The 20885-nt window shown below is 34.3% G+C and carries 20 protein-coding genes; 1 reads left to right on the forward strand and 19 read right to left on the reverse strand.

Annotated elements, in window-relative coordinates; translation table 11 throughout:
- Nucleotides 1–129, forward strand: a 129-nt coding sequence (locus BMZ74_RS06150) for a P-II family nitrogen regulator (protein WP_143070151.1), incomplete at its 5' end; no start/stop codon positions are given.
- A gap of 94 nt (nt 130–223) precedes the next feature.
- Here BMZ74_RS06150 and BMZ74_RS06155 read toward each other — a convergent pair.
- From BMZ74_RS06155 to BMZ74_RS06245, 19 genes are all read right to left on the reverse strand, one after another.
- Nucleotides 224–1039 (reverse strand): beta/alpha barrel domain-containing protein, encoded by an 816-nt coding sequence (locus BMZ74_RS06155; RefSeq protein WP_089861095.1) that lies wholly within the window; start codon nt 1037–1039, stop codon nt 224–226.
- Nucleotides 1040–1101: 62 nt separating this feature from the next.
- Complete coding sequence (locus BMZ74_RS06160) at nt 1102–2016, reverse strand: molybdate ABC transporter permease subunit (RefSeq protein ID WP_089861097.1); 915 nt, start codon at nt 2014–2016, stop codon at nt 1102–1104.
- On the reverse strand, nt 1982–2791 hold the full coding sequence (modA, locus tag BMZ74_RS06165; protein ID WP_245750837.1) for a molybdate ABC transporter substrate-binding protein: 810 nt from the start codon (nt 2789–2791) through the stop codon (nt 1982–1984). Before modA ends, BMZ74_RS06160 begins: the two co-directional genes overlap by 35 nt.
- A gap of 19 nt (nt 2792–2810) precedes the next feature.
- A complete protein-coding gene (locus tag BMZ74_RS06170; protein ID WP_089861099.1) occupies nt 2811–3119 on the reverse strand; it encodes a 2Fe-2S ferredoxin in 309 nt (102 codons plus the stop codon).
- A gap of 59 nt (nt 3120–3178) precedes the next feature.
- Nucleotides 3179–4525 (reverse strand): nitrogenase cofactor biosynthesis protein NifB, encoded by a 1347-nt coding sequence (gene nifB, locus BMZ74_RS06175; protein WP_089861100.1) that lies wholly within the window; start codon nt 4523–4525, stop codon nt 3179–3181.
- Nucleotides 4525–5958, reverse strand: a complete 1434-nt coding sequence (locus BMZ74_RS06180) for a nitrogenase component 1 (RefSeq protein ID WP_089861102.1) — start codon at nt 5956–5958, stop codon at nt 4525–4527. Before BMZ74_RS06180 ends, nifB begins: the two co-directional genes overlap by 1 nt.
- Nucleotides 5951–7579, reverse strand: coding sequence for a nitrogenase component 1 (locus BMZ74_RS06185; protein ID WP_177181377.1), 1629 nt, complete (start codon nt 7577–7579; stop codon nt 5951–5953). Before BMZ74_RS06185 ends, BMZ74_RS06180 begins: the two co-directional genes overlap by 8 nt.
- A 211-nt stretch (nt 7580–7790) precedes the next feature.
- Nucleotides 7791–9158: a nitrogenase molybdenum-iron protein subunit beta gene (gene nifK, locus BMZ74_RS06190; protein WP_089861106.1), complete on the reverse strand. Its 1368-nt coding sequence runs from the start codon at nt 9156–9158 to the stop codon at nt 7791–7793.
- Nucleotides 9158–10774, reverse strand: a complete 1617-nt coding sequence (nifD, locus tag BMZ74_RS06195) for a nitrogenase molybdenum-iron protein alpha chain (protein WP_089861108.1) — start codon at nt 10772–10774, stop codon at nt 9158–9160. Before nifD ends, nifK begins: the two co-directional genes overlap by 1 nt.
- Before the next feature lie 18 nt (nt 10775–10792).
- On the reverse strand, nt 10793–11182 hold the full coding sequence (locus tag BMZ74_RS06200; protein WP_089861110.1) for a P-II family nitrogen regulator: 390 nt from the start codon (nt 11180–11182) through the stop codon (nt 10793–10795).
- 28 nt (nt 11183–11210) lie between these two features.
- Nucleotides 11211–11546 carry a P-II family nitrogen regulator gene (locus BMZ74_RS06205; RefSeq protein WP_245750838.1) on the reverse strand — a complete coding sequence of 112 codons (336 nt, stop codon included), beginning with the start codon at nt 11544–11546 and terminating at the stop codon, nt 11211–11213.
- A gap of 177 nt (nt 11547–11723) precedes the next feature.
- Entirely contained in the window at nt 11724–12563 is an 840-nt protein-coding gene (gene nifH, locus BMZ74_RS06210; protein WP_089861114.1) for a nitrogenase iron protein, read from the reverse strand.
- 257 nt (nt 12564–12820) lie between these two features.
- Nucleotides 12821–13981, reverse strand: a complete 1161-nt coding sequence (locus tag BMZ74_RS06215; protein WP_177181378.1) for a homocitrate synthase/isopropylmalate synthase family protein — start codon at nt 13979–13981, stop codon at nt 12821–12823.
- 200 nt (nt 13982–14181) lie between these two features.
- Nucleotides 14182–15402: an ABC transporter substrate-binding protein gene (locus BMZ74_RS06220; protein ID WP_089861119.1), complete on the reverse strand. Its 1221-nt coding sequence runs from the start codon at nt 15400–15402 to the stop codon at nt 14182–14184.
- 131 nt (nt 15403–15533) lie between these two features.
- Nucleotides 15534–16481 (reverse strand): branched-chain amino acid ABC transporter permease, encoded by a 948-nt coding sequence (locus BMZ74_RS06225; protein ID WP_177181379.1) that lies wholly within the window; start codon nt 16479–16481, stop codon nt 15534–15536.
- Nucleotides 16482–17345, reverse strand: a complete 864-nt coding sequence (locus BMZ74_RS06230; protein WP_089861121.1) for a branched-chain amino acid ABC transporter permease — start codon at nt 17343–17345, stop codon at nt 16482–16484.
- Nucleotides 17346–17350: 5 nt separating this feature from the next.
- Nucleotides 17351–18058, reverse strand: coding sequence for an ABC transporter ATP-binding protein (locus BMZ74_RS06235; RefSeq protein WP_089861123.1), 708 nt, complete (start codon nt 18056–18058; stop codon nt 17351–17353).
- A 3-nt stretch (nt 18059–18061) separates the two neighbouring features.
- Nucleotides 18062–18820 carry an ABC transporter ATP-binding protein gene (locus BMZ74_RS06240; protein ID WP_089861125.1) on the reverse strand — a complete coding sequence of 253 codons (759 nt, stop codon included), beginning with the start codon at nt 18818–18820 and terminating at the stop codon, nt 18062–18064.
- Between the two features lie 192 nt (nt 18821–19012).
- Entirely contained in the window at nt 19013–20635 is a 1623-nt protein-coding gene (locus BMZ74_RS06245) for a response regulator (protein ID WP_089861126.1), read from the reverse strand.
- Between the last annotated feature and the right edge of the window lie 250 nt (nt 20636–20885).

Raw genomic sequence — 20885 nt, forward strand, 5'->3', positions numbered from 1 at the left:
ACTGAAGTTGTCAAAGCTATCAAAGAGGCTGCTCAAACTGGTGAAGTTGGTGATGGCAAAATATTTATCTCTGAAATAGAAAATGCTATCAGAATTAGAACCGGGGAAGAAGGTACAACAGCCCTTTAATATAAATAACTAATAATATACTAATAACTAATTATTTTTTTCTTAACAATTGCAATTAATTTTGCAATACCCCTATTTGTAAAATTAGCTCCCTTTAAAGGGAGCTAATTTTTTGCGTTGTCTGTTTAATTATTTCAGTCAACCTGGCAGCTATTTGCTGATCAAAAGTAAAATCTATTTTATAAAAATAATTTAAAGCTTTAATTAATTCAAAAAGATTAGTATTGCCAGCTCTTTCTCCAATACCGTTAATTGTAGCACTAATAAATTCTATTCCAGCCTGAAAAGAGCTTAAACTATTGGCTACTGCCAGGCCAAAATCATTATGAGCATGAAATTCGATTGCAATAGCTAATTGACTGCTTAAGTAAGTAAGTTTGGAAAGTGTTCTTGCTGGAGTTAAAACCCCAACTGTATCAGCATACCTAAATCTAGCTGCTCCAGCTTGTTCAGCAGTTCGGGCAAATTCTACTAAAAATCCAGGGTCCGCCCGGGAAGCATCTTCTGCACCAACCGAAACCTCTGCTCCTGCCTGGACAGCAAATTTAACAGCCGACTCCATTTCTGCTAATATCTGATCTTTGCTTTTTTGTAGTTTTTGACTTAAATGAAGCTCTGATACAGGAGCTGATAAATGAAGATTAGTAGCACCACAAGATAAAGAAGCTTCAATATCTGACTTTTTAATTCTATTCCAGACTAGAAGTTCAGCTTTTAAATTTAATGAGATTAATTCCTTAATTACCGAGCTTTCTACTGCTCCCATAATTGGAATACCCGCTTCGATCACTGTAATTCCTAACTTATCCAGCAAAATAGCTAATTCAATCTTTTCTGCTTTAGAAAAGACAACTCCGGGAGTTTGTTCTCCATCCCGGAGTGTTGTATCGACAATTTTTATTTTTTTCATTTAATTTACTCGCTCCTCAAATATTTACTTAAATTAAATAAGTTTAAACTTCACTAAAAATATTAATCACTATTTAACTTTAGTTCTAGAATAATTAAAGGAATCGCAAAAGTCATAATTAAAACAACTGCCAGTGCTATTGACTGACCTAAATCTTTCTGAGCCATTGTATAAATTGCAGTTGATAGAGTTTGCGTTTTACCAGACAGATTACCAGCAAACATCATTGTTGCTCCAAATTCACCGGCAGCCCTTAAACAGGCCATAATAATTCCAGTTAGCAGTGGTTTAATACTTAAAGGCAAAAATATCTTAAATAAAATATCTTTTTCTTCTGCTCCAAAGACCATTGCTGCTTCTTTTACTTCACCATCAATAGCCTCAAAACCATTTTTTAGTGATTGAGTAAATAAAGGCAGCATTACAAAAACCTGTACAATTACCAGAGCCGCAAAACTAAACGGTAAATTTAAATTTAATCCATTAATGATATTGCTTAATATTCCCCGATTACCAAAGGTTAATAACATAGCCAGTCCAGCAACAGTAGGTGGCATAACTAATGGAATTTTAATAAACATATTAACAATCTTATTAATTTTACTACCATTCTGACTGACAACATAACTAAATGGCACACCAACAAAAATTGTTATTATTATTGAAACTAAGATAGAAAATAGGGATACCTTAATTGCCCGCAGTGTATTTAAGTTATCAACAGTTCGAGCCAAATCAGCGGGGGAAGTGCTTAAGAATAAAGAAGCAATAATTAAGCACATAAAAACTACATTTAAGCTGGCCAGAAAAAAAAGCAAAGACCTTGTTAAATCAAAGCTAAAATCAAAACGATTGCGAAAATAAGCAAGCAAACTATCTTTTAATTCAATATCTGGTGAAATAATTCTCTGATTTTGTTTTGGACCAGCATCATTTCCCATTTTAATCACTATCCATTCCTGGCCTGCTAAAGCCATATTTAACTAAAATATTAATCCCCTCATCAGAATGGATATAATCAATGAATTGTTGAGCAGCTTTTTTATTTTGACTTGATTTAAGCAAAGCAATTGGATATGAAGCAATTATGTTGTATTTATCAGCTATCTTTAACATTGTAACTTTCTTTTTAGTTGTAGGAGTTAAATCAGTTTGATAAACTACTCCTGCATCAGCCTCTCCTAAATAAACCTTATTAACAACACTTTTAACATCAAGTTCTTTTGAAACTACATTTCCCATAAACTCAGCTTTAAAGTTTTCTCCCAGATCAGGATTACTATTTTCTTTAGTCAGCATCTTGATCGTATAACCTCCAACGGGAACTGATTCATCAGCAATTACTATTTTGATATCTCCAGCAGTAAGATCAGCTATTTTAGCAATCTTATCACTTGCTTTACTAACTGCAATTATTAACTTGTTTTTAGCAAAAATAGCCGGTTCAATTACCATTTCAGCTTCTTCTAGCTGGTTCATATACTTAATATTTGCTGAAGCAAATATATCAGCATTGACACCTAATTTAATCTGACTATATAAAGCCTGACTGCCAGCAAAATTACATTCTACTATAATTCCAGTTTTTTCAGTGAAAGTCTGCGCTAATTCTGTAAAAACTTCAGTTAAACTAGCTGCTGCCATAACACGAACTGGTTCCTCTGCCTGTACATAATTATAGCCTAAAAAAATAACCATTAATAAGAGAACTATTCCCAGAAAAAATACTTTTGGCATTAATCTTTTATACATAATTTATCACCTATTTTCGCTATATTTCTAATCTACTAACAATCTGATCATTAAGTAAATGTGAGTTTACTATTTCTGCTGCATCCTCAGGAGTTACTCCTCCATACCAAATAGCATCAGGATAAATAATTACAATTGGTCCTTGATTACAAATCCCTAAACAACCAGTATTAGTAATTATTACCTCTGAACTCAAATCTTGTTCCTGAACTTCCCGCATCAGGTTTTGAATTAATCTTATTGAATCTTTCTTTTCGCAGAATCCTCTCTGCTGGCCGTTAATACGGGAACTGCTGCAGACAAAAACATGTTTTTTAGGTTTATTCATTACTCTCTACTCCTTACTCATTTTAATAAATTATTTAAATAAAGTTTAATTTTCTGCTTTTATACAGGTTGAACTGTTAAACCATCAGTTTGATTTAAATTAACATTTTCTGATATTGATCTGCTTTCAGCCATAATTTTCTGATTTGCATAATTAATGGCTGCTGTAATCTTATCGTAAACCATGACTGATTTAATATTATGATCAGCTAATTTGCGCTGGGGAATAGCCCCAATCCTCACTGATAATACAGCCTTACAGTCACTAATAACTTTGATAGTTCGGGCTAACTGATCTTCCTGATCAACACATTCTTTGTCAGTACAGTACTGGGCAACATTTCTCTGCTCTACTAACTCTACTTCTTCTCCACCCAGAATTCGATAAATATAAAATTTCTTTGCCTGACCAAAATGAAGATCAACAATCTTCCCAGAACTAGAAGCAACAGCAACCAAAACTGGTTCAGATTCTAGATAATAAGTTCCTCTCAATATTTTTTGATCATCTTCTTTTAAACGAGATAAACCAGCCTTACTTGCTGCTTCTAATTGTTCTTCTTCCTGTTTAAATTCAAGTGATCTATCTTTACTTAGACAGCCAACTGCATCAGAACGGCACTGCTGGCAGTGATACATCTGCTTTAGATTAGCTTCACACTTACCTCTTAAATAATCAAGCTCTACTTTACTGGTTAAAGGTAAATCAGCAAAAGGAGTACCTGCTACTGGAATTAGCGGCATAATATTAGTCATATAGGCGCCTGCCTGTTTTACAGTTTTAACAATATCTTCAATATGATTTTCATTAATCCCTTTTAATAATACAATATTAACTTTACAGATAACACCATGCTCTGCTAAATATTTAAGCCCTATTAATTGATTTTTCAGCAAAACTGCAGCTCCTGTTTCTCCACTAAGGGTCTGGCCCCGATAATTAACTCTTTCATAAATTTGAGCTCCAATTTTAGGTTCAACAGCATTAATAGTTATTGTCACATGACTAATGCCCAGCTCAACTAATTCTGCTTGATATTTAGGCAGCAGTAGTCCGTTTGTAGAAAGGCAAAAAGTTAGATCAGGATCTTCATTTTTAATTAAGGAAAGAGATCTTTTAGTTGAATCAAAACTAGCCAGTGCATCTCCAGGGCCAGCAACTCCGACAACCTGTAGTCGATCAACTTTAGATTTCACCAACTTAAACCGAGCTAGAGCTTCCTCCGGGCTGAGCAGTTTACTGGTTACTCCTGGCCTTGTTTCATGGACACAGTCATATTTGCGATTACAGTAATTACAACTAATATTACATTTTTCTGCAACCGGAATATGCATGCGAGCATATTGATGAGCAGATTTGCTATAACAGGGATGTGTTTCTGTTTTTATTTTATTGCTTTCCTTCATTATTGATCACCTACACTTAATTCTGCTGTCTGAAAAGATTGTTCAGTAAAAGATTCTGCTGCAATTGACTTACTTAAAGGTTGATAATATTTTTGATAAAGATTTTCTCTAAAATTATCATGCTTTAAAGCAAGCAGCTGATTAGTAATTCGATCTAACAAAGTATTTGTTCCCTGATAGCCAATATTCTGCTGTCTGGCTGCCCCAACCCGATCATGGATTGGAAAGCCAATCCTGAGTAATGGAATTCCATCTTTTTCTTCAATAAAAGCTCCATCTGAATTACCAAGCATTAAATTAATCTTATACTCACTAATATAATTTCTTATTTCTTCAAAATCTGTATCATTCAAAATTAAACTTTGTTCTCTATTTGCTGCAGTAATTTCTCTTAATTTGTTATTAAATGTAGCAATATTTGAACCAGTAGCCATCAATATTGTTTTAACTCCATTTTCCTGACAGAGTGAGCTGACTGCATAAACTATTTCTGGGTCACCAAAAAGTGCTGCTCTACCCTGGCCATTATATTTATGAGAATCGATCATTGTATCAATTAATCGGCCACGTTCTTCCTTTAATACAGCTGGAATTTCCCTGCCGCTAATCTCAGCTAATATATTTATTAAAAGGTCACTATTCTTTAATCCAATTGGGAGGGGCAAACGATAAACAGGAACAGCAAATTTATCTTCTAAATAAGCAGCTGCCGATAAACTACTGTCTACTAAAGCTCCTAATTCAATAGTAGCAGCCGCTTCCCCCATCTTTTTTATAGATCGCAGTCTTGTTCCTCCAGCAGGTATTTTACTATAATCAGCAGTATAAGGAGCTGCTAGAGTTTGAGCAATATCTGGTAAAATAGTATAGTCTAATTTAAAAAGCTCTAAAATACGTTTTAGTTCTCTAATTTCAGCTGGACTAATATTGGGAGCAATTAGATTAATCTTTTTAGTCTTATGAGCAGGCTCTTCTACTAGCTGCTCAACGATTCTCCTCAAGCTAAGATAATATCCCTCAAATTGAGATCCTCCATAACCAGGTGTAGAAACTGTAACTAAAGCTAAACTACCAAGTTCATTATTCTGCTTGAAATCTGCTACAATACGTCTAATATCTTCGCCGATTGTTTCAGCCAGACAAGTTGTCACAATACCAATCACTCCAGGGGAATACAACTCAATTAAGTTTTTAAGTCCCTGTTTCAAATTATCTTCTCCTCCATAAACGGTACCCTGTTCGTCAATGGAAGAGGATGCTATATCAATTGGTTCTTCATAGTGAGTTGACATATGCCGTCTCATGTAAGTACTACACCCCTGTGAGCCATGCATTAACAACATACTATTTTCTATACCTTTAAAAGCAATTGCAGCTCCAATTGGCATACACATTTTACAGGGATTAACATTCAGTTTTTTTAATTCACTCATTTTTACCACTCCCAATTACTGACCAGATTGGACTGTTTATTGTGAGGTCAAGTTCTTTAGCTAAATTTATTACCCCTTCAAAACCAACTAAAGGATCTTTACGCTCATGATTATGATCAAAAAAAGCTAGTCCCATCTTATAGGCCAGTGCTCGATCTTTAACCCCTCCGACCAGTACATCAGCTCCTTTTTGGCGCATAAATTCTTCTAATTCAGATGGATTAGCATCATCCAGAATAATAGTCCCGGGATCAGTTAATTTCTCTAACTTCTGGTAATCTGCCGCTTTACCATTTTGAGTACCTACCATAACAGTTTTCATTCCAAGCTGATTAAATTGTTTTACCAGTGAAATTGCCTTAAAAGCACCCCCAACATAAATAGCTGCTTTTTTTCCAGCTAAATAACTTTTATAAACTTTTAATTTAGCCAGAACAGGGGGGAGTTTCCGGGCAATTAAACGTTCTACATTTTCAATAATTTCAGGATCTTTCAGCTGAGCAGCAATTCTGCGCAGTGATTCTAAACTATCTTGCAGTCCTAAAAAAGATATTTCTAAAAAAGGAATGCCAAATTCCTCTTTCATTCTCCGGGCCAGATATTTCATTGAACCAGCACACTGAACTATATTTAAATCAGCTGTAGGTGCTCGTCTAATATCATCAATACCGGCATCACCAGTAAAACCAGCTACAACTTCAATTCCTACTTCTTGTAAATAACTTTTTATAATCCATCCTTCTGCTGCTAGATTATAGTCACCTAACAAATTTAATTTCTTACGAGTTTTACTTCGCTGCTTTTGTTTTATTAGTCGCCGGGCCTGTTTTAGATTTTCATAACTATTAATTCCAGAGCTAGTTTGAATCTCACTTAAATGATTTAGTTTTTTAACCAATGCATTTATTTTAGCTTTGCGGGTATCAGATTGACTAAACTTAACTTCTGCTTGCCCATTAGCTTTATTTTCTTTATTTGACTGTTCCATAATTGCAGCTTGCTGCTTAAAAACATTTTTTCCACCTATTTTTTTGGTTCTACTACTCTGCTGCTCACTACTTTTTTCTTTAAAGTCTTCCATTAAATTTAATAATGCTTCACAGGCTGCTTTATAGCCTTTTGACTTAGTCCCAGAAAAACCAGATGACTCAACTGGAATCACTCTAATTCCATATTTCTCCTCTGCTCTTCTAGCTACTGCCTTTAAATCATCACCAATTACACCTACTACACAGGTAGAATAAATAAAAATAACTTCCGGTTGATAATTATCATTTTCAATTAACTCTGTAATTATTGTCGTTAGTTTTTTTTCTCCACCAAAAACAATATCTTTCTCTCTCAAGTCAGTTGAAAAACTAGTTCTAAAAATATCAGAACCTGAGGTTAAACTACCTCTAATATCCCAGGTATAGCTTGCACAGCCAATTGGGCCATGGACAAGATGATAAGCATCTTTAACTGGATTTAATACAACTCTAGCTCCTGAGTAGACACAGGCCCGCTGACTGACAGCTCCGGCCAGACTTTGTTGATCACATTTTATTTGTTGATTACTGCCTTTAGTCATAATAAAATCTTCTCTGGCTTTAAGTGTTTTAGTTTCAATTGAATTTTTCATGGTTTTCACCTCCATAAAATAAAAAGTTAGCCCACCTGTTTATTAAAAGTTATCACAACCTAACACTGGTCTCTCTACTAATGATATGCTTAAAAACAGGTGAGCTAAATATAATTACTATACTACTGCCTAAAAATAATTTAGTAAAAATTAATCATTCAATTAGAACAGTTTTATAGTGATTTCTTATTTAAAATATAATTAAATTAATCTAAAGCACAAACTCTGTTAATTCAAAGTCTGTATCCCTGTCCTTTCTGTCAAGTAAAGCACTGCTGATCTTTTCAACCAACAGCATTGCCCCCTTATAACCAATTTTAGGCAAATAAGAGTGTACACTTCTATCTAAAATAGGGAATCCAACTCTAACTAGTGGAATATCTTCCTGCTTGGCAACTAATTTTCCATAAGAATTACCAATTAAGAGCTCAACTGGCTCTTTTTTTACCCACTGGTGCAGCTGGAATAAATCTCCCCCAGCAGCCACATTACTTTCCCAATCAGCATCTTTAAGCATTTTGTTAATTTCTGCTTCAAAGTCTTTACCCGGAGTACCGGTTAAAACATGAATTGGTTTCATACCCATACTAAGTGTAAACTCAGTTAGAGAAATTACTATATCAGGATCACCATAAATAGCTACTTTTTTACCATGAAATTGATGATGAGTATCTGCTATAATATCAACTAACTGACCTCTTTCTTTTTCAATTTCAGCTGGAATTTCCTGCCCTGTTATTTTGAGCAACTGCATTAGAAATTCGTCGGTAGCTTTAATTCCAACAGGTGTTTTTAGTGTATAAGCTTTAACGTCATGCATTTTTTCTAGTTCAAATGCCGCTGGTTGAGAAGCAAGTGCTCCTAGAGCGATTGTTGCTTTAGAGTTAGCTGTATCTTTTAATTCGGGAATTGTTACTCCACCATCTGGATACATTTTATAATTGCCATCAAGTGGTGTATCTAAAACATCACTTTGATCCGGAAATAAAATATAGTCGATATCCATAGCTTCTAGTATTCTCTTCATCTCGCGAATATCTCCGGGATCGACAAAACCAGGAATTAAATTTAATTTATTATTAGTTTGAGCTGGCTCTCTTTTTTCTGATAGCTGTTTTACCATTGCTTTAACCATATTAGCAAAACCAACAACATGTGATCCAACATAACTGGGAGTACTGGCATTAATAATTGTTTTACCAGGTGGAATTTCCATGCCGCTAACTATCGAAGTAACATCATCACCAATAGTTTCTGATAAACAAGTCGTGTTAATTGCTACTACTTCTGGATCATATACAGCAAATATATTCTTTAAGGCGGTCTCTAAATTAGCTCTTCCGCCAAATACTGAAGCTCCTTCCGTAAATGAGCTTGAGGAAGCAACTACTGGTTCTCGAAAATGCTTAGTTAAATGCATCCTATGATAAGAACAGCATCCCTGAGAGCCATGACTATGTGGTAGACAGCCATGAATACCTAAAGCAGCATACATTGCTCCAATTGGCTGACACGTTTTAACTGGGTTAATTACCAGTGAATTACGTTCTTTAAATTCTTTCGGTACTAAATCCTGCATTATTCTCCACCTCCAAATGAACCTTCCAGAGTTGTTTTTTCTTTCCAGGGAGGAGTTATATAACTCCAACTGGGATTTAAGATTCCGGCTGCAATATCTTCTGCAAACTGAAGATGTCCTTTAAAACCAGCATATGGGCCGCTATAATCGTAACTATGCAGTTGTTTAGAAAATATCCCCATTTTATGTGAGGTATATTTATCTTTAATCCCGGAACAATAAATATCTGGTTTTAATGCTTCAGTTAACTTAATTTGCTCATGATGATTTAAATCATCGATAGCAACACTGCCATCTTCCATTTCTTTGATCATGCCACCATAATAATCAAGCGGCATCTTTTGCTGCAATTCTTCTTTTTTAGCTTGTGAAATCCTCAGTCGATATTTTTTATCATCTTTAGTTACTTCTAGTTCAGGAATATTTCTATCATCTGCAGTCATTTCAATATCTGGTATAACTTCTCGCCCTTCATAATCATCACGATGTCCAAATTCATAACCAGCTACAACAGTTTCAATTCCAATTCTTTTAAATACATTCTGGTAATGATGAGCGCGCGATCCTCCGACAAAGAGAAAGGCAGTTTTACCAGTAAAAAGTTCTTTATAACGGTTGAGAGGAGCTTCAATTTGGGCTAATTCTTCGGCAATGACTTTTTCAGTTCGCTCTTGCAGTTCTGGATCAGCAAAATATTCTGCCATATTACGTAATGATTCAATTGTTGCATCTACTCCCAAAAAGTTTACTTTCAACCAGGGAATACCATATTTTTCTTCAAACATTTCTGCAATATAATTAATTGATCGATGACATTGAACAAGATTTAAATCAGCTTCATGGGAATACTTTATCTGGTCTGCTGTCCCATTACCAGAAAAAGAAGCTACTACATCATAGCCAATTTTATGCAGTATTCTTTCTATTTCAAAAGCATCTCCACCAATATTATATTCTCCCATCAAATTGATTGGATATTTATAATCAAGTTCTTTATCTTTTATTCCAACTAAATTATCCATTATTTCATTGTTTGCTATATGGTGACCAGCTGACTGGCTAACCCCTTTATAACCCTCACAATTAAAGGCCATAACAGTAATTCCATATTCTTCTTCAGCCTGCTTAGCAATACTATTAATATCATCACCTATTAGTCCAACTGGACAGGTTGCTGTAATCATAATTGTTGATGGATTAAAAATTTCTACTGCTTCTTTAATCGCTTCTTTTAATTTTCTCTCTCCACCAAAAACTACATCTGAGTCCTGCATATCTGTTGAAAAAGTATAATTAATAAAGTTTTTGCCACCTTCAGCTGCCAGACCTTGGTGCCTTCTCATTCCCCAGGCATAATAACTACAGCCAATGGGACCGTGAACAATTTGCACTACATCTTTTAAAGGGCCAAGTACAACACCTCTACAGCCCGCATAAGCACAACCACGATTTGTAATAATCCCTGGAATTGTCCTAGTATTAGCTTTAATTTTTAATTCAGATTTATTTCTATCTTTAACCAGAATATGTTCTTTCCTGTTTTTCATTGATTTAGCTGGATATGACTGTAAAACATCATCTAAGATCTCTTCAATTCCTGCTTTACTATCTTTCATTATTTGCTCACCTCTTTTCTATACTGCCGCTTTTCCTTCTTCACCTGTTCTGACACGATAAGCTTCTGCAATTGGCATTACAAAAATTTTGCCATCACCAGGATTACCTGTCTGATTAACACTCATAATTGTTTCGATTACCTGCTCTGCTTCTTCTTTTTTTACAACAATTAGCAAAAGTCTTTTTGGAATTAAACGATGACCTTCTGTTATTGCTTCGGTAACCTCTTTTGACTTTACAATTTTTTTATCTCCATCCAGAAGATCTTCTATTAACTCATAATTTACTTTCTTTTTACCCCGTCCAGTTACTTTAATACAGGTCAGGGAACTAAATCCTTTAGCTGCCAGAGCTTTTTTAGTTTGGTTAATTTTATCCATTCTGATTACAGCCATTATTTCTTTCACAAAACCACCTCCAGTATTAAAGTAATCTCTATAGTCCTTTAGTTTGTGAGCTAATTGTATAAGCTTCTTCTACTTCACTGACAAATATTTTACCATCTCCATAACTACCATCTTTACCACTTTTTACTGTTTTCATTATTATTTTAACTACATCTTCTTTATCCTGATCTTCTAATACAATTAACAGCAGTTCTTTTGGTAGTTCATCGTAATGAATATTACCAACTTTCACACCTCGCTGTTTCCCTCTTCCTGCAACATCCAGCTTGGTAACTGCTGGAAAGCCAGCTTCTTTTAATTCTGAAAGCACCTCTGTGCTTTTTTCTGGTCTAATTATGGCCTGTAATAGTTTCAAGTTGATCATTCCTTCCCGCTCTAAATTTACTTTTTAGCTACTTTACTGCTAACTACTCGGAGTAAATTTATCCTAAAAATATTAAACCTTATTTGATTACTTTACTTTATTTAAAAATTAAAGTTATTTTTTATTTATCTCAAAATCAGGCTCCATCTTCTGGATAATTTTAAATCATAAGATTAATTAAACTTCTAAAATACCAAAGTCCATCATTAATTGCTCTAATTCATCTTGCTCCATTGGTTCTGGAATTACAAACTTTTCATTATCATCAATGGCATGAGCCAGAGCTCTGTACTCACCAGCCTGTTCAGAATCTGGATCATAGGCAATAACTACTTTTCTATTAATTTCAGCTCTTTGTACTATATTATCTCTTGGTACAAAGTGAATCAGCTGACTACCTAGTTTTTCCGCAAATGATTTTAAAAGCTCTAATTCTCCGTCAACTTGACGACTATTACAGATAATACCGCCCAATCTTACTCCACCTGATTCTGCATAACGTTTAATTCCTTTACAAATATTATTAGCTGCATAAAGTGCCATAAGTTCACCACTAGCAACAATATATATTTCCTGAGCCTTACCTTCTCTGATTGGCATTGCAAAACCACCACAAACAACATCTCCTAAAACATCATAAAAAACATAGTCTAATTCATCAGTATAAGCACCCAGGGTTTCTAACATATTAATAGAAGTGATTATTCCCCGTCCGGCACAACCTACACCAGGTTCTGGTCCTCCTGATTCTACACAGCGAATATTGTTAAAATCTTTACCTCTTTTTAAGATATCATCAAGATCAATATCCTGGCCTTCTTCTCTTAAAGTATCAAGTACTGTCTGCTGGTCCATACCTCCTAATAACATTCTGGTTGAATCTGCTTTAGGGTCACAGCCAACAACCATAATTTCTTTTCCCATCTCAGCTAAAGATGATGTGAGATTCTGAGTTGTAGTTGATTTACCAATTCCACCTTTTCCATAAATCGCAACCTGTCTTAATGTTTCTTTCATTGCTCTTACCTCCTAAGATTTGAGATTATATTATAAACTATTTATTTAATTAACAAATAGTTATAATCTTATTTAATTTATTTCTTCTTGTAGAGAGCAAAATTGAGTTTAAAACCAGCATTTTGTGTTAGGTTATATATTTATTATGATTAGTATAACATTAAAAAAGCTATTTTCAAGTGTATAATTGTATATAACGCCTTTAGATAACATAAAAGTGACATAAATAGCTGGATACAAAAAACCCTGGATATTTTTTAATTATCCAGGGAATGAAGATTTAATAATTCTGCTGTTGTTAGGGATCTTTTTAATTTAACAGCTTCTTTCCTAATTTTTACTAATCTATCAGCTGCTTCTGGGTAAGTTAATTCAATACCTAGTTCTTTATATTTAGCAATTACTGCTTTAGTTCCTGAGTGTTTACCCAGAACAATTTCTCGCTGCTGACCAACCACCTGCGGAGGAAAAGCTTCGTAAGTTTCTGCATTCTTTAAAACACCGGCTGCATGGATTCCTGATTCATGTTTAAAAATATCAGATCCAACTAAGGGCTGGTTTGCCGGTAAATTTTGCTTAAAAACTCGAGCGGCATAAATTGCCAGGTCACTTAAATATATGGGTTTAAAATTATCTGTAAAAATATTTACTCCAGAATTATTTAGATATTTAGCAATCATGATTAGTTCTGCTAATCCTGCCCTCCCCCAACTATTATTGTAGTTGTAAGAATTAATACTAACTCCCAAGGCATCTGCTCCAGATTGAGCAGCCAGCCAGGCAGCAGCTGTTCCAGTAGCAAAGCGATTACTGCTGATTACTTCTAACTGTAATCTATAGTTATCATTGCTATTATCGCGAGCAGCATCTGCTAAGTTAGAGCGCAGCTGACTAATCCGTTTTGCTAGAACAAAAGGCGCAGCTGGCTTTGCTGCTTCATGATAAGAAAACCGATCTACTTTCTTATTCTGACAGATTTTAATTAGCTGCTGCAGCTGATTCTGGCTGGCCCGGGCTGTTTCCTGAAGTTCAACTATTAAATAAAACTTAGCAGTTTTAAACTCTAAAATATAATTACTCTGCAGATAAGTCAGACATTCCTCCAGCTGCTGCAAACGAGCTCTAGAGCAGCTGGCCAGTGAAATAACTACAGTTTTTGCTCCTACTGCTAGAACCTTTTTTAAGTCAGTAATTAAAGGACGACTCCAGACTCTTAAGTTGGCTTGATAATTATCCTGCAAGAGCCGAGCAATTATCGCTGCTTCTCTAGTATTTAAAGCCGGGCTGCCAATCTCTATTTCAGATACACCAAGCAATTCTAAATATTTAATTAGCTGACGGCGAGCAACCAGAGGAATCGGCTCTGCTGTTGGTACTATATTTCTTAAACTAAGATCAACAATTTTAACTATCGGCATCATAATTCTCCTTTCCAATTTTGCCAATAGAAATATGCTTATTTGTATTAATAAAATAATTTTAAAAAAGAAAAGTCCCGGGACTGGCCCGGGACCTGGTCTTCATTATTCAGCTCTTAATTAGCAATTTTTTTAAAACTAATCTATAGAAACTAAGCTGACAATTAAATTTAAGCACAAAGCTAAATCAACCTAATAACCTACTGTACTTCTACACTATCATTAACAATATCGCCATCTTTAATTTTCCAGATACCAATAGCTCCCATACTATCACCGGCCTGATTAAATAAAACAGGTCCAGAGGCACCTTCATAACGTATTTTTTGACCAGCTTTGATTAAATCTTTAGCTTTATTCCATTCATTAATATTAACTACCATACCATCTTCAGATAAGACTTCACCTAAAGCGTCCCTAATTGCAGTACCATCTGTACTACCTGCTTTTTCAATTGCAAGTGCCAGCACAAAAGTTGCATCAAAGCTAGTATCAATGTAAGGTTTCGGTGGTATTTCGCCAAACTCTTTTTCATAAAGATTTTTAAATATCTCGGGTCCATTTCCTCCCGGCATAGACGTTGGAGCTGTACCATACATTCCTTCTAAATACTGTTCAACTCCCTCTGTAATTTCTGGAGCTTTTAAGCCATCTGTAAAAATAAATTTATCAAAATAACCATTCTCTAAAGCCTGTCTAATAATTGTAATCCCACCATCATCAGTATAAGCAACCAAAAGCAAAGCATCTGGACTATCTTTGGCAGCTTCCATCAATTCACTACGATAGGAAACTTTATTGGGCTCAAAAGCAATTGAAGCTGTTATTTCGCCACCATTTTTTTCAAATTGCTCAACAATTGCATCATTTAAACCCTGACCATAATCATTGTTAACATAAATAATAGCTAATTTGTCGTAATCTAACCTATTTGAAGCAAGATTCGCTGCAACAACTCCCTGTAAACTATCAGAAGGAACTGTTCTAAAAACATAACCATTATCATCTAAAGTAGTCAGTATTGGTGAGGTAGAAGCAGGAGAGATCAAAACTACCTCACCTGGAACTGTAACACTCTCAGCAACAGGAATTGTAACACCACTTGATAAAGCCCCTACAATTGCATTAACTCCACTTACAGAAACTAATTTTTGAGCTCCATCAACACCAGATTGAGGATTGGTCTGGGTATCAACATTGACTAATTCTAACTTTTTACCACCCAGGATTCCTCCCTGATCATTAATTATTTTTTGGGCTAATAGTGTACCATTTCTGGTAAACTGCCCATAAGAAGCCAGGCCTCCAGTCATTGGAACCAGAGTTCCAATTTTAACTGTATCCTGAGCAAAAACTCCGCTTATACTCAAACTAACAAACATTAATATCATCATCACTACAAAAATTCTCTTTTTAAACATTATTTTTCCTCCTCTTATTCTCTCTTCTTATATTTAAAATACTCATTTAAGAGCAAAAACAATCCTTGTTTTAAACTACTCGCTACTAAATAATTAATCAAATTCTAGCAAAGAAAGCAACTTTTTTAAAATTAGCTTTTACTACTAGAAGCACTATATTTTTTCTCTCCAAATAAGCCCTGAGGTCTGCTAAGTAGTATTATCTCCAGAAAAACACCAATTAAAATAACTCTTAGAGCAGAAGCTTGAGTCGTATATGCTGCTGGCAGCATCCCAGTTAAAAACTCAGTTCCTGTCCAGATACCCCAGGTTAATAAAGCACCGACTAAAGAGCCAAAATTATTAGCACTTCCACCAATAATCAGCATAATCCAGACTAAAAAAGTAGCCTGCATCGGTTTAAAAGCTTCCGGAGAAATAAAAGAAGTAAAATGAGCATACAAAGCTCCTCCAACTCCCATCATAAAAGCTCCCAGTACAAAAGCTTCCATTCGATAACGTACTACATTCTTACCAGCTGCTTTAACTACTTCCTCTTCCTCCCTAATAGCTCTTAAAACTCTTCCCCAGGGAGAATTAATTCCCTTTTCACTTAGATAAAAGAAAATCGCTATAATTAAAACAACAATCAAGAGGAAAAAGATATTGTAATTATGGCCTAAAAATCCAGCCATAGGTTTTGGAATACCAGCAATTCCTCTCACACCATTACTCAGCCATTCTTCATTTTTAATTACCAACCTAATTATTTCGGCTATTCCAATTGTGGCAATTCCAAGATAATCTTCTCGTAATTTTATTGTTGGAATACCAATTAAAAAAGCCAATAGAGCAGCTACTAATCCAGCAGCTAAAAGGCCTAACACAAATGGCAAATTATAGCCACCTAAGTGTTCAGCTGAAGGTGGAGTTGTCATAATTGCAGATGTATAAGAACCTACTGCCCAGAATCCAGCTATTCCAATATTAAATAAACCTGCAAAACCACGCTGCATATTTAACGCCAATGTCATAACTGCATATATTCCGGTGAAAATCAAGAAAAAAACTAGATAAGAAAATATTCCTCCTAATGTCATCTAGCTCACCTTCTTTCCCATTAAACCAGAAGGCTTAATTATTAACATTAAAATCATAATCGTAAAAGCAACTGCTGGCTTGTAAGCAGCTGAAATAACTAAAGTTGACATTTCCTGTGAAATACCAATTACCAGCCCGCCAAACATAGCTCCATAAGGACTCCCTATGCCACCAAGAATTACTGCAGCAAATAGGGGCAAAAGTAAATTCCATCCCATAACTGGAGTTAGATGCGTATCAAAAGCCAGCAATATTCCTGCTGCTGCTGTTAAAACCCCACTCATAGCCCAGGTCCAGATAATAACTCTCTCAGTATTAATTCCGGTAATTTGAGCTAAGTCAATATTATCTGCCATAGCCCTCATTGCCTTACCTAGTTTAGTCCTAGTTAAAAATAAATGTACTGCAATTACTAAAATTAAAGCCAGAATTAAAATTACAATTTGATTTTCTTTAATTCTTAAAAATCCGTCACCTAAAATAATAGGCATCTGGATTGCTTTATCATAAAACTTATTCTGGGGACCCCAGAATAGCAAAATAATATTCCTAATTATTAAAGCAGCTCCAACTGAAGAAATCATCACAATTACTGAATCTCTTTTCCTCAAATGACGATAAAGTACAAAATTCAAAATAATTGCTACTAAAGCAGTCAGCATTGCTGCTAAAATAAAAGCTAGCCAAAATGGTAAGGCCAGCTGTACTTTAAATAAAAAAGCAAAATAAGCACCAAGTGTCATTAAATCACCATGAGCAAAATGGCCAAACTTAAGTATTCCATAAATTAATGATAATCCAATTGCACCCAGAGCTATTATTGATCCGAGTATTACTCCATTCAAAAATAACTGTACGGCCATAAGTATTATCCTCCCAAAAAGAGCTGCGCGACTTCTTCATTCTCAAGTAAGCCTTTACCGCTATCTTCATATTTTTTCTCGCCAGCTGCCAGAACATAACCTCTATCTGACATAGCTAGAGCTTTTTTAGCATTCTGTTCCACCATTAAAATAGAAACTCCAGTTTTATTAATTTCTACTACTTTATCTAAAATTAAATCAATAAACATAGGGGCCAGCCCAGCAGTTGGCTCATCTAAAAGCAACAGCTTTGGTTCCATAACCAGAGCCCTACCAAAAGCTACCATCTGCCGCTGACCACCACTAAGAGTTCCTGCTTTCTTTTTACGCTTCTCAACTAAAGGTGGAAAAAGACTATAGATTAAATCAAATCTATCTTTTAAATTTTTATTACTAACATAGGCTCCTAATTCCAGATTTTCTGCTACAGTTAAAGTCGGAAAAACATTGTCAGTTTGTGGAACAAAGGATAGACCTTGTTCAATCATCTTATCTGTACCTAATTTAGTCAAATCAGTGCCTAGATAATCAATGTTTCCCTTCATAATATCAACTAAAGAAAAAATTGACTTTAAAAGAGTAGATTTACCAGAACCATTTGGACCAACTATTGAAACAATTTCTCCCTCTTTTACTTCCAGAGAAATACCGTGGATTATCTCTATCTCACCATAACCGGCATAAATGTCATTAATTTTTAACAAAAAGACCACTCCTTAAGCTGTTTTCTCTCCCAGATAAGCTTCTAAAACCCGGGGGTTACTCTTTACTTCAGCGGGAGTACCATCAACTAAATGCTTGCCATCATTCATTACAATTACTCGATCACAAATATTCATAATTAAATCCATATTATGCTCAATTAATAGAATTGTTTTTCCTTTTTCTTTTAATTTAAGTATATTTTTAGCAATTTTATTTAACAGGGTAGGGTTAACTCCAGCTCCTGGCTCATCAAGCAAGATTAGTTCTGGATCTGCCATTAACGCTCTCCCTAATTCTAATAATTTTTTTTGTCCCCCTGACAGATTAGCAGCTAGTACATCAGCTACATGGGTCAGCTCCAGAAATTTTAAGACACGATAAGCACGGCTTTCATTTTCTTTTTCTTCTGCCTTAACTTTACTACTTTTAAACCAGCTATTCCAGATATTCTCTCCACTCTGTCCTCCTGGAACTAACATCAAATTCTCTAATACTGTCATTTTCTTTAAAGTCTTGGGAATCTGAAAAGTCCTGGCCAGGCCAAGTCTGGCAATTTTATAAGCAGCAAAACTATTAACTTTCTGGTCAGAAAAATATACTTCTCCCTGATCTGCTTTTAAAGAACCAGCAATTAAATTAAACATTGTAGTTTTACCGGCTCCATTGGGACCAATCAAACCAGTAATTGTATTCTTTTTAACTTCAAAAGAACACTCATCTACTGCACGAAAACCATTAAACTCCTTTACTACTTTATCTACTTTTAACACAAAACATCTCTCCTTTCTTCTCTCCTAATTGTTAGTTTCATGTTAACTTGCATTAATTTTAGTCTTTTTTTGGACAGGTGTCAAGTAGTCCACTTACAATAAGGGTTTTAATACTGCTATACAGTAATACAAATTATATATTTTAAGCTATTATATGTAATTTATTGTAAAATATTAATTATAATATATAAATTAACAATAGTAGCGTTTACGATACTGACGTGGTGTCAAACCAGTTTTTTGTTTGAAGACCCGGCTAAAATAATAAGGATTATTGTAACCAACTTCATAAGCAACAGTGTAAATTTTACAATCACTCTCAGTCAGCATCTGTTTTGCCGCAGTAATTTTTACTTCATTTAGATATTCAGAAAAACTTAAACCTACTTTTTCTTTAAATAAAACACTCAAGTAACCATAGCTAACATTTAATTTTTCAGCTAACTGATCAAGTGTTATTTCTTTTTTATAGTTCTGCTTAATATAATTTTTAGCTTTAGTTACCAGATGGTTATTGTCTTCCTGCTCTATAAGTACCTGCTGTAGTTGTTGATCTAATGAATTAAGCCAGTTAAATAAATCAGCAATATTATTTATTCTAAGCAGCTGCTGATAAAAGTTTGCCTGCTTAGTTAAAATTTTATCGGCAAGCCGGCCTGAAAGTTTGGTACGTATAATAAATAAAATCTCAAAACAGAGACTATAACACTCACGCGCAGAAATATTTTCTGTTTTTAATTTTTTAGTCAATTGTTTAAAATTATCTTTTAGATCTGAATAATTTAGTTTTTCTAGACCAGCTGCAAATCTATCAATAAATATTTTTAAGTCTGCTTTACTGGTTGATCTTGTTTTATATTTAGCTAAGTCTTTATAATAAACTGCCTGACCAGCTGGGCACTGAAAACTATACTGTAAGGCCTGTACTGCTTCTTGAAAAGCAGTACTCAGTTCAAAAAATTTATTTTTACTGTTACTAACTGCTAGTTCTATTTCTACATCAAAATACTCGCCCATCATTTTAGTTAAACGAACAGTTAGATTTTTAAAATTTGGTATAACTTCTTCTTGCTGATTTAAAAGTTGATCCGGCTCCAGAGAGAAAAAGCAGATAATTTCTCCCCAATTATAACTAAAAACATGGGCAGGATAAAAATCACTAACTATTTCACGCACAATATTAAGCACCGAAGATTCAAATAACTGCTCCCCTTGACTATCATTATTTTGAACTTGGTCAATATTTTTTAATCTAATTACAAGACAATAAAGCCTAGATTCAACCAAATCAATTTCTAATTTTTTAAATAAACGTTTTATTTCATTTTGATTTACAAGCTGTTTATTAATTATTTTTTTAAAAGTACTGGTTCTTAGTTCGAGTAAGGACGGGAAATGCAGCCTGGAATGATCAATTTCTCGTTCGCTCTTTTGCTGCTTTTTTATTGCTTTTCGAGCTGTGTTTAAACAATTTAATAGCTGTTCAGATTCTAATTCTAGCTTTAATAAATAATCCACTGCTCCTAATTGTAAAGCTTGTTTTACCAACTTAAAATCATCATAACTACTTAAAACTATAAATTTTGTCTGCAGCTGCAGTTTATTAACTTCTTCAATTAACTCTAGCCCATCTTTAACCGGCATTTTAATATCAATTATAACTATATCCGGTTTTTGGGCTTTAATCTTAGTCAGTGCATCTTGACCATTACTTGCTTCTGCTATTATTTGATATCCATGTTTTTCCCAATTGATTAGTGATTTTAAGCCTACCCTTACCAATACCTCATCATCAATTAAAATAACTTTAAACACTTGCCGTCCCTCCAGATAATATATTAATTATGAAAACGATGTCCATTAAAATAAAAAATTAGTAAATATTTTCATATAATAATCGCTTTAGCAGTCAATTTTAAACTTATCCAGTTAACTAATTAGATTAATAGTTATTATTTATAATATTCTATTATTTTGGCTGATTACCTTTATTTTGCTAATCTAAGTTATGCTTTAACTTAATGTTTTACCAAATTTTGATATAATTTAAATCAATAAGCGCTTA

It is taken from the genome of Halanaerobium salsuginis, assembly GCF_900114545.1.
Classification (GTDB): domain Bacteria; phylum Bacillota; class Halanaerobiia; order Halanaerobiales; family Halanaerobiaceae; genus Halanaerobium; species Halanaerobium salsuginis.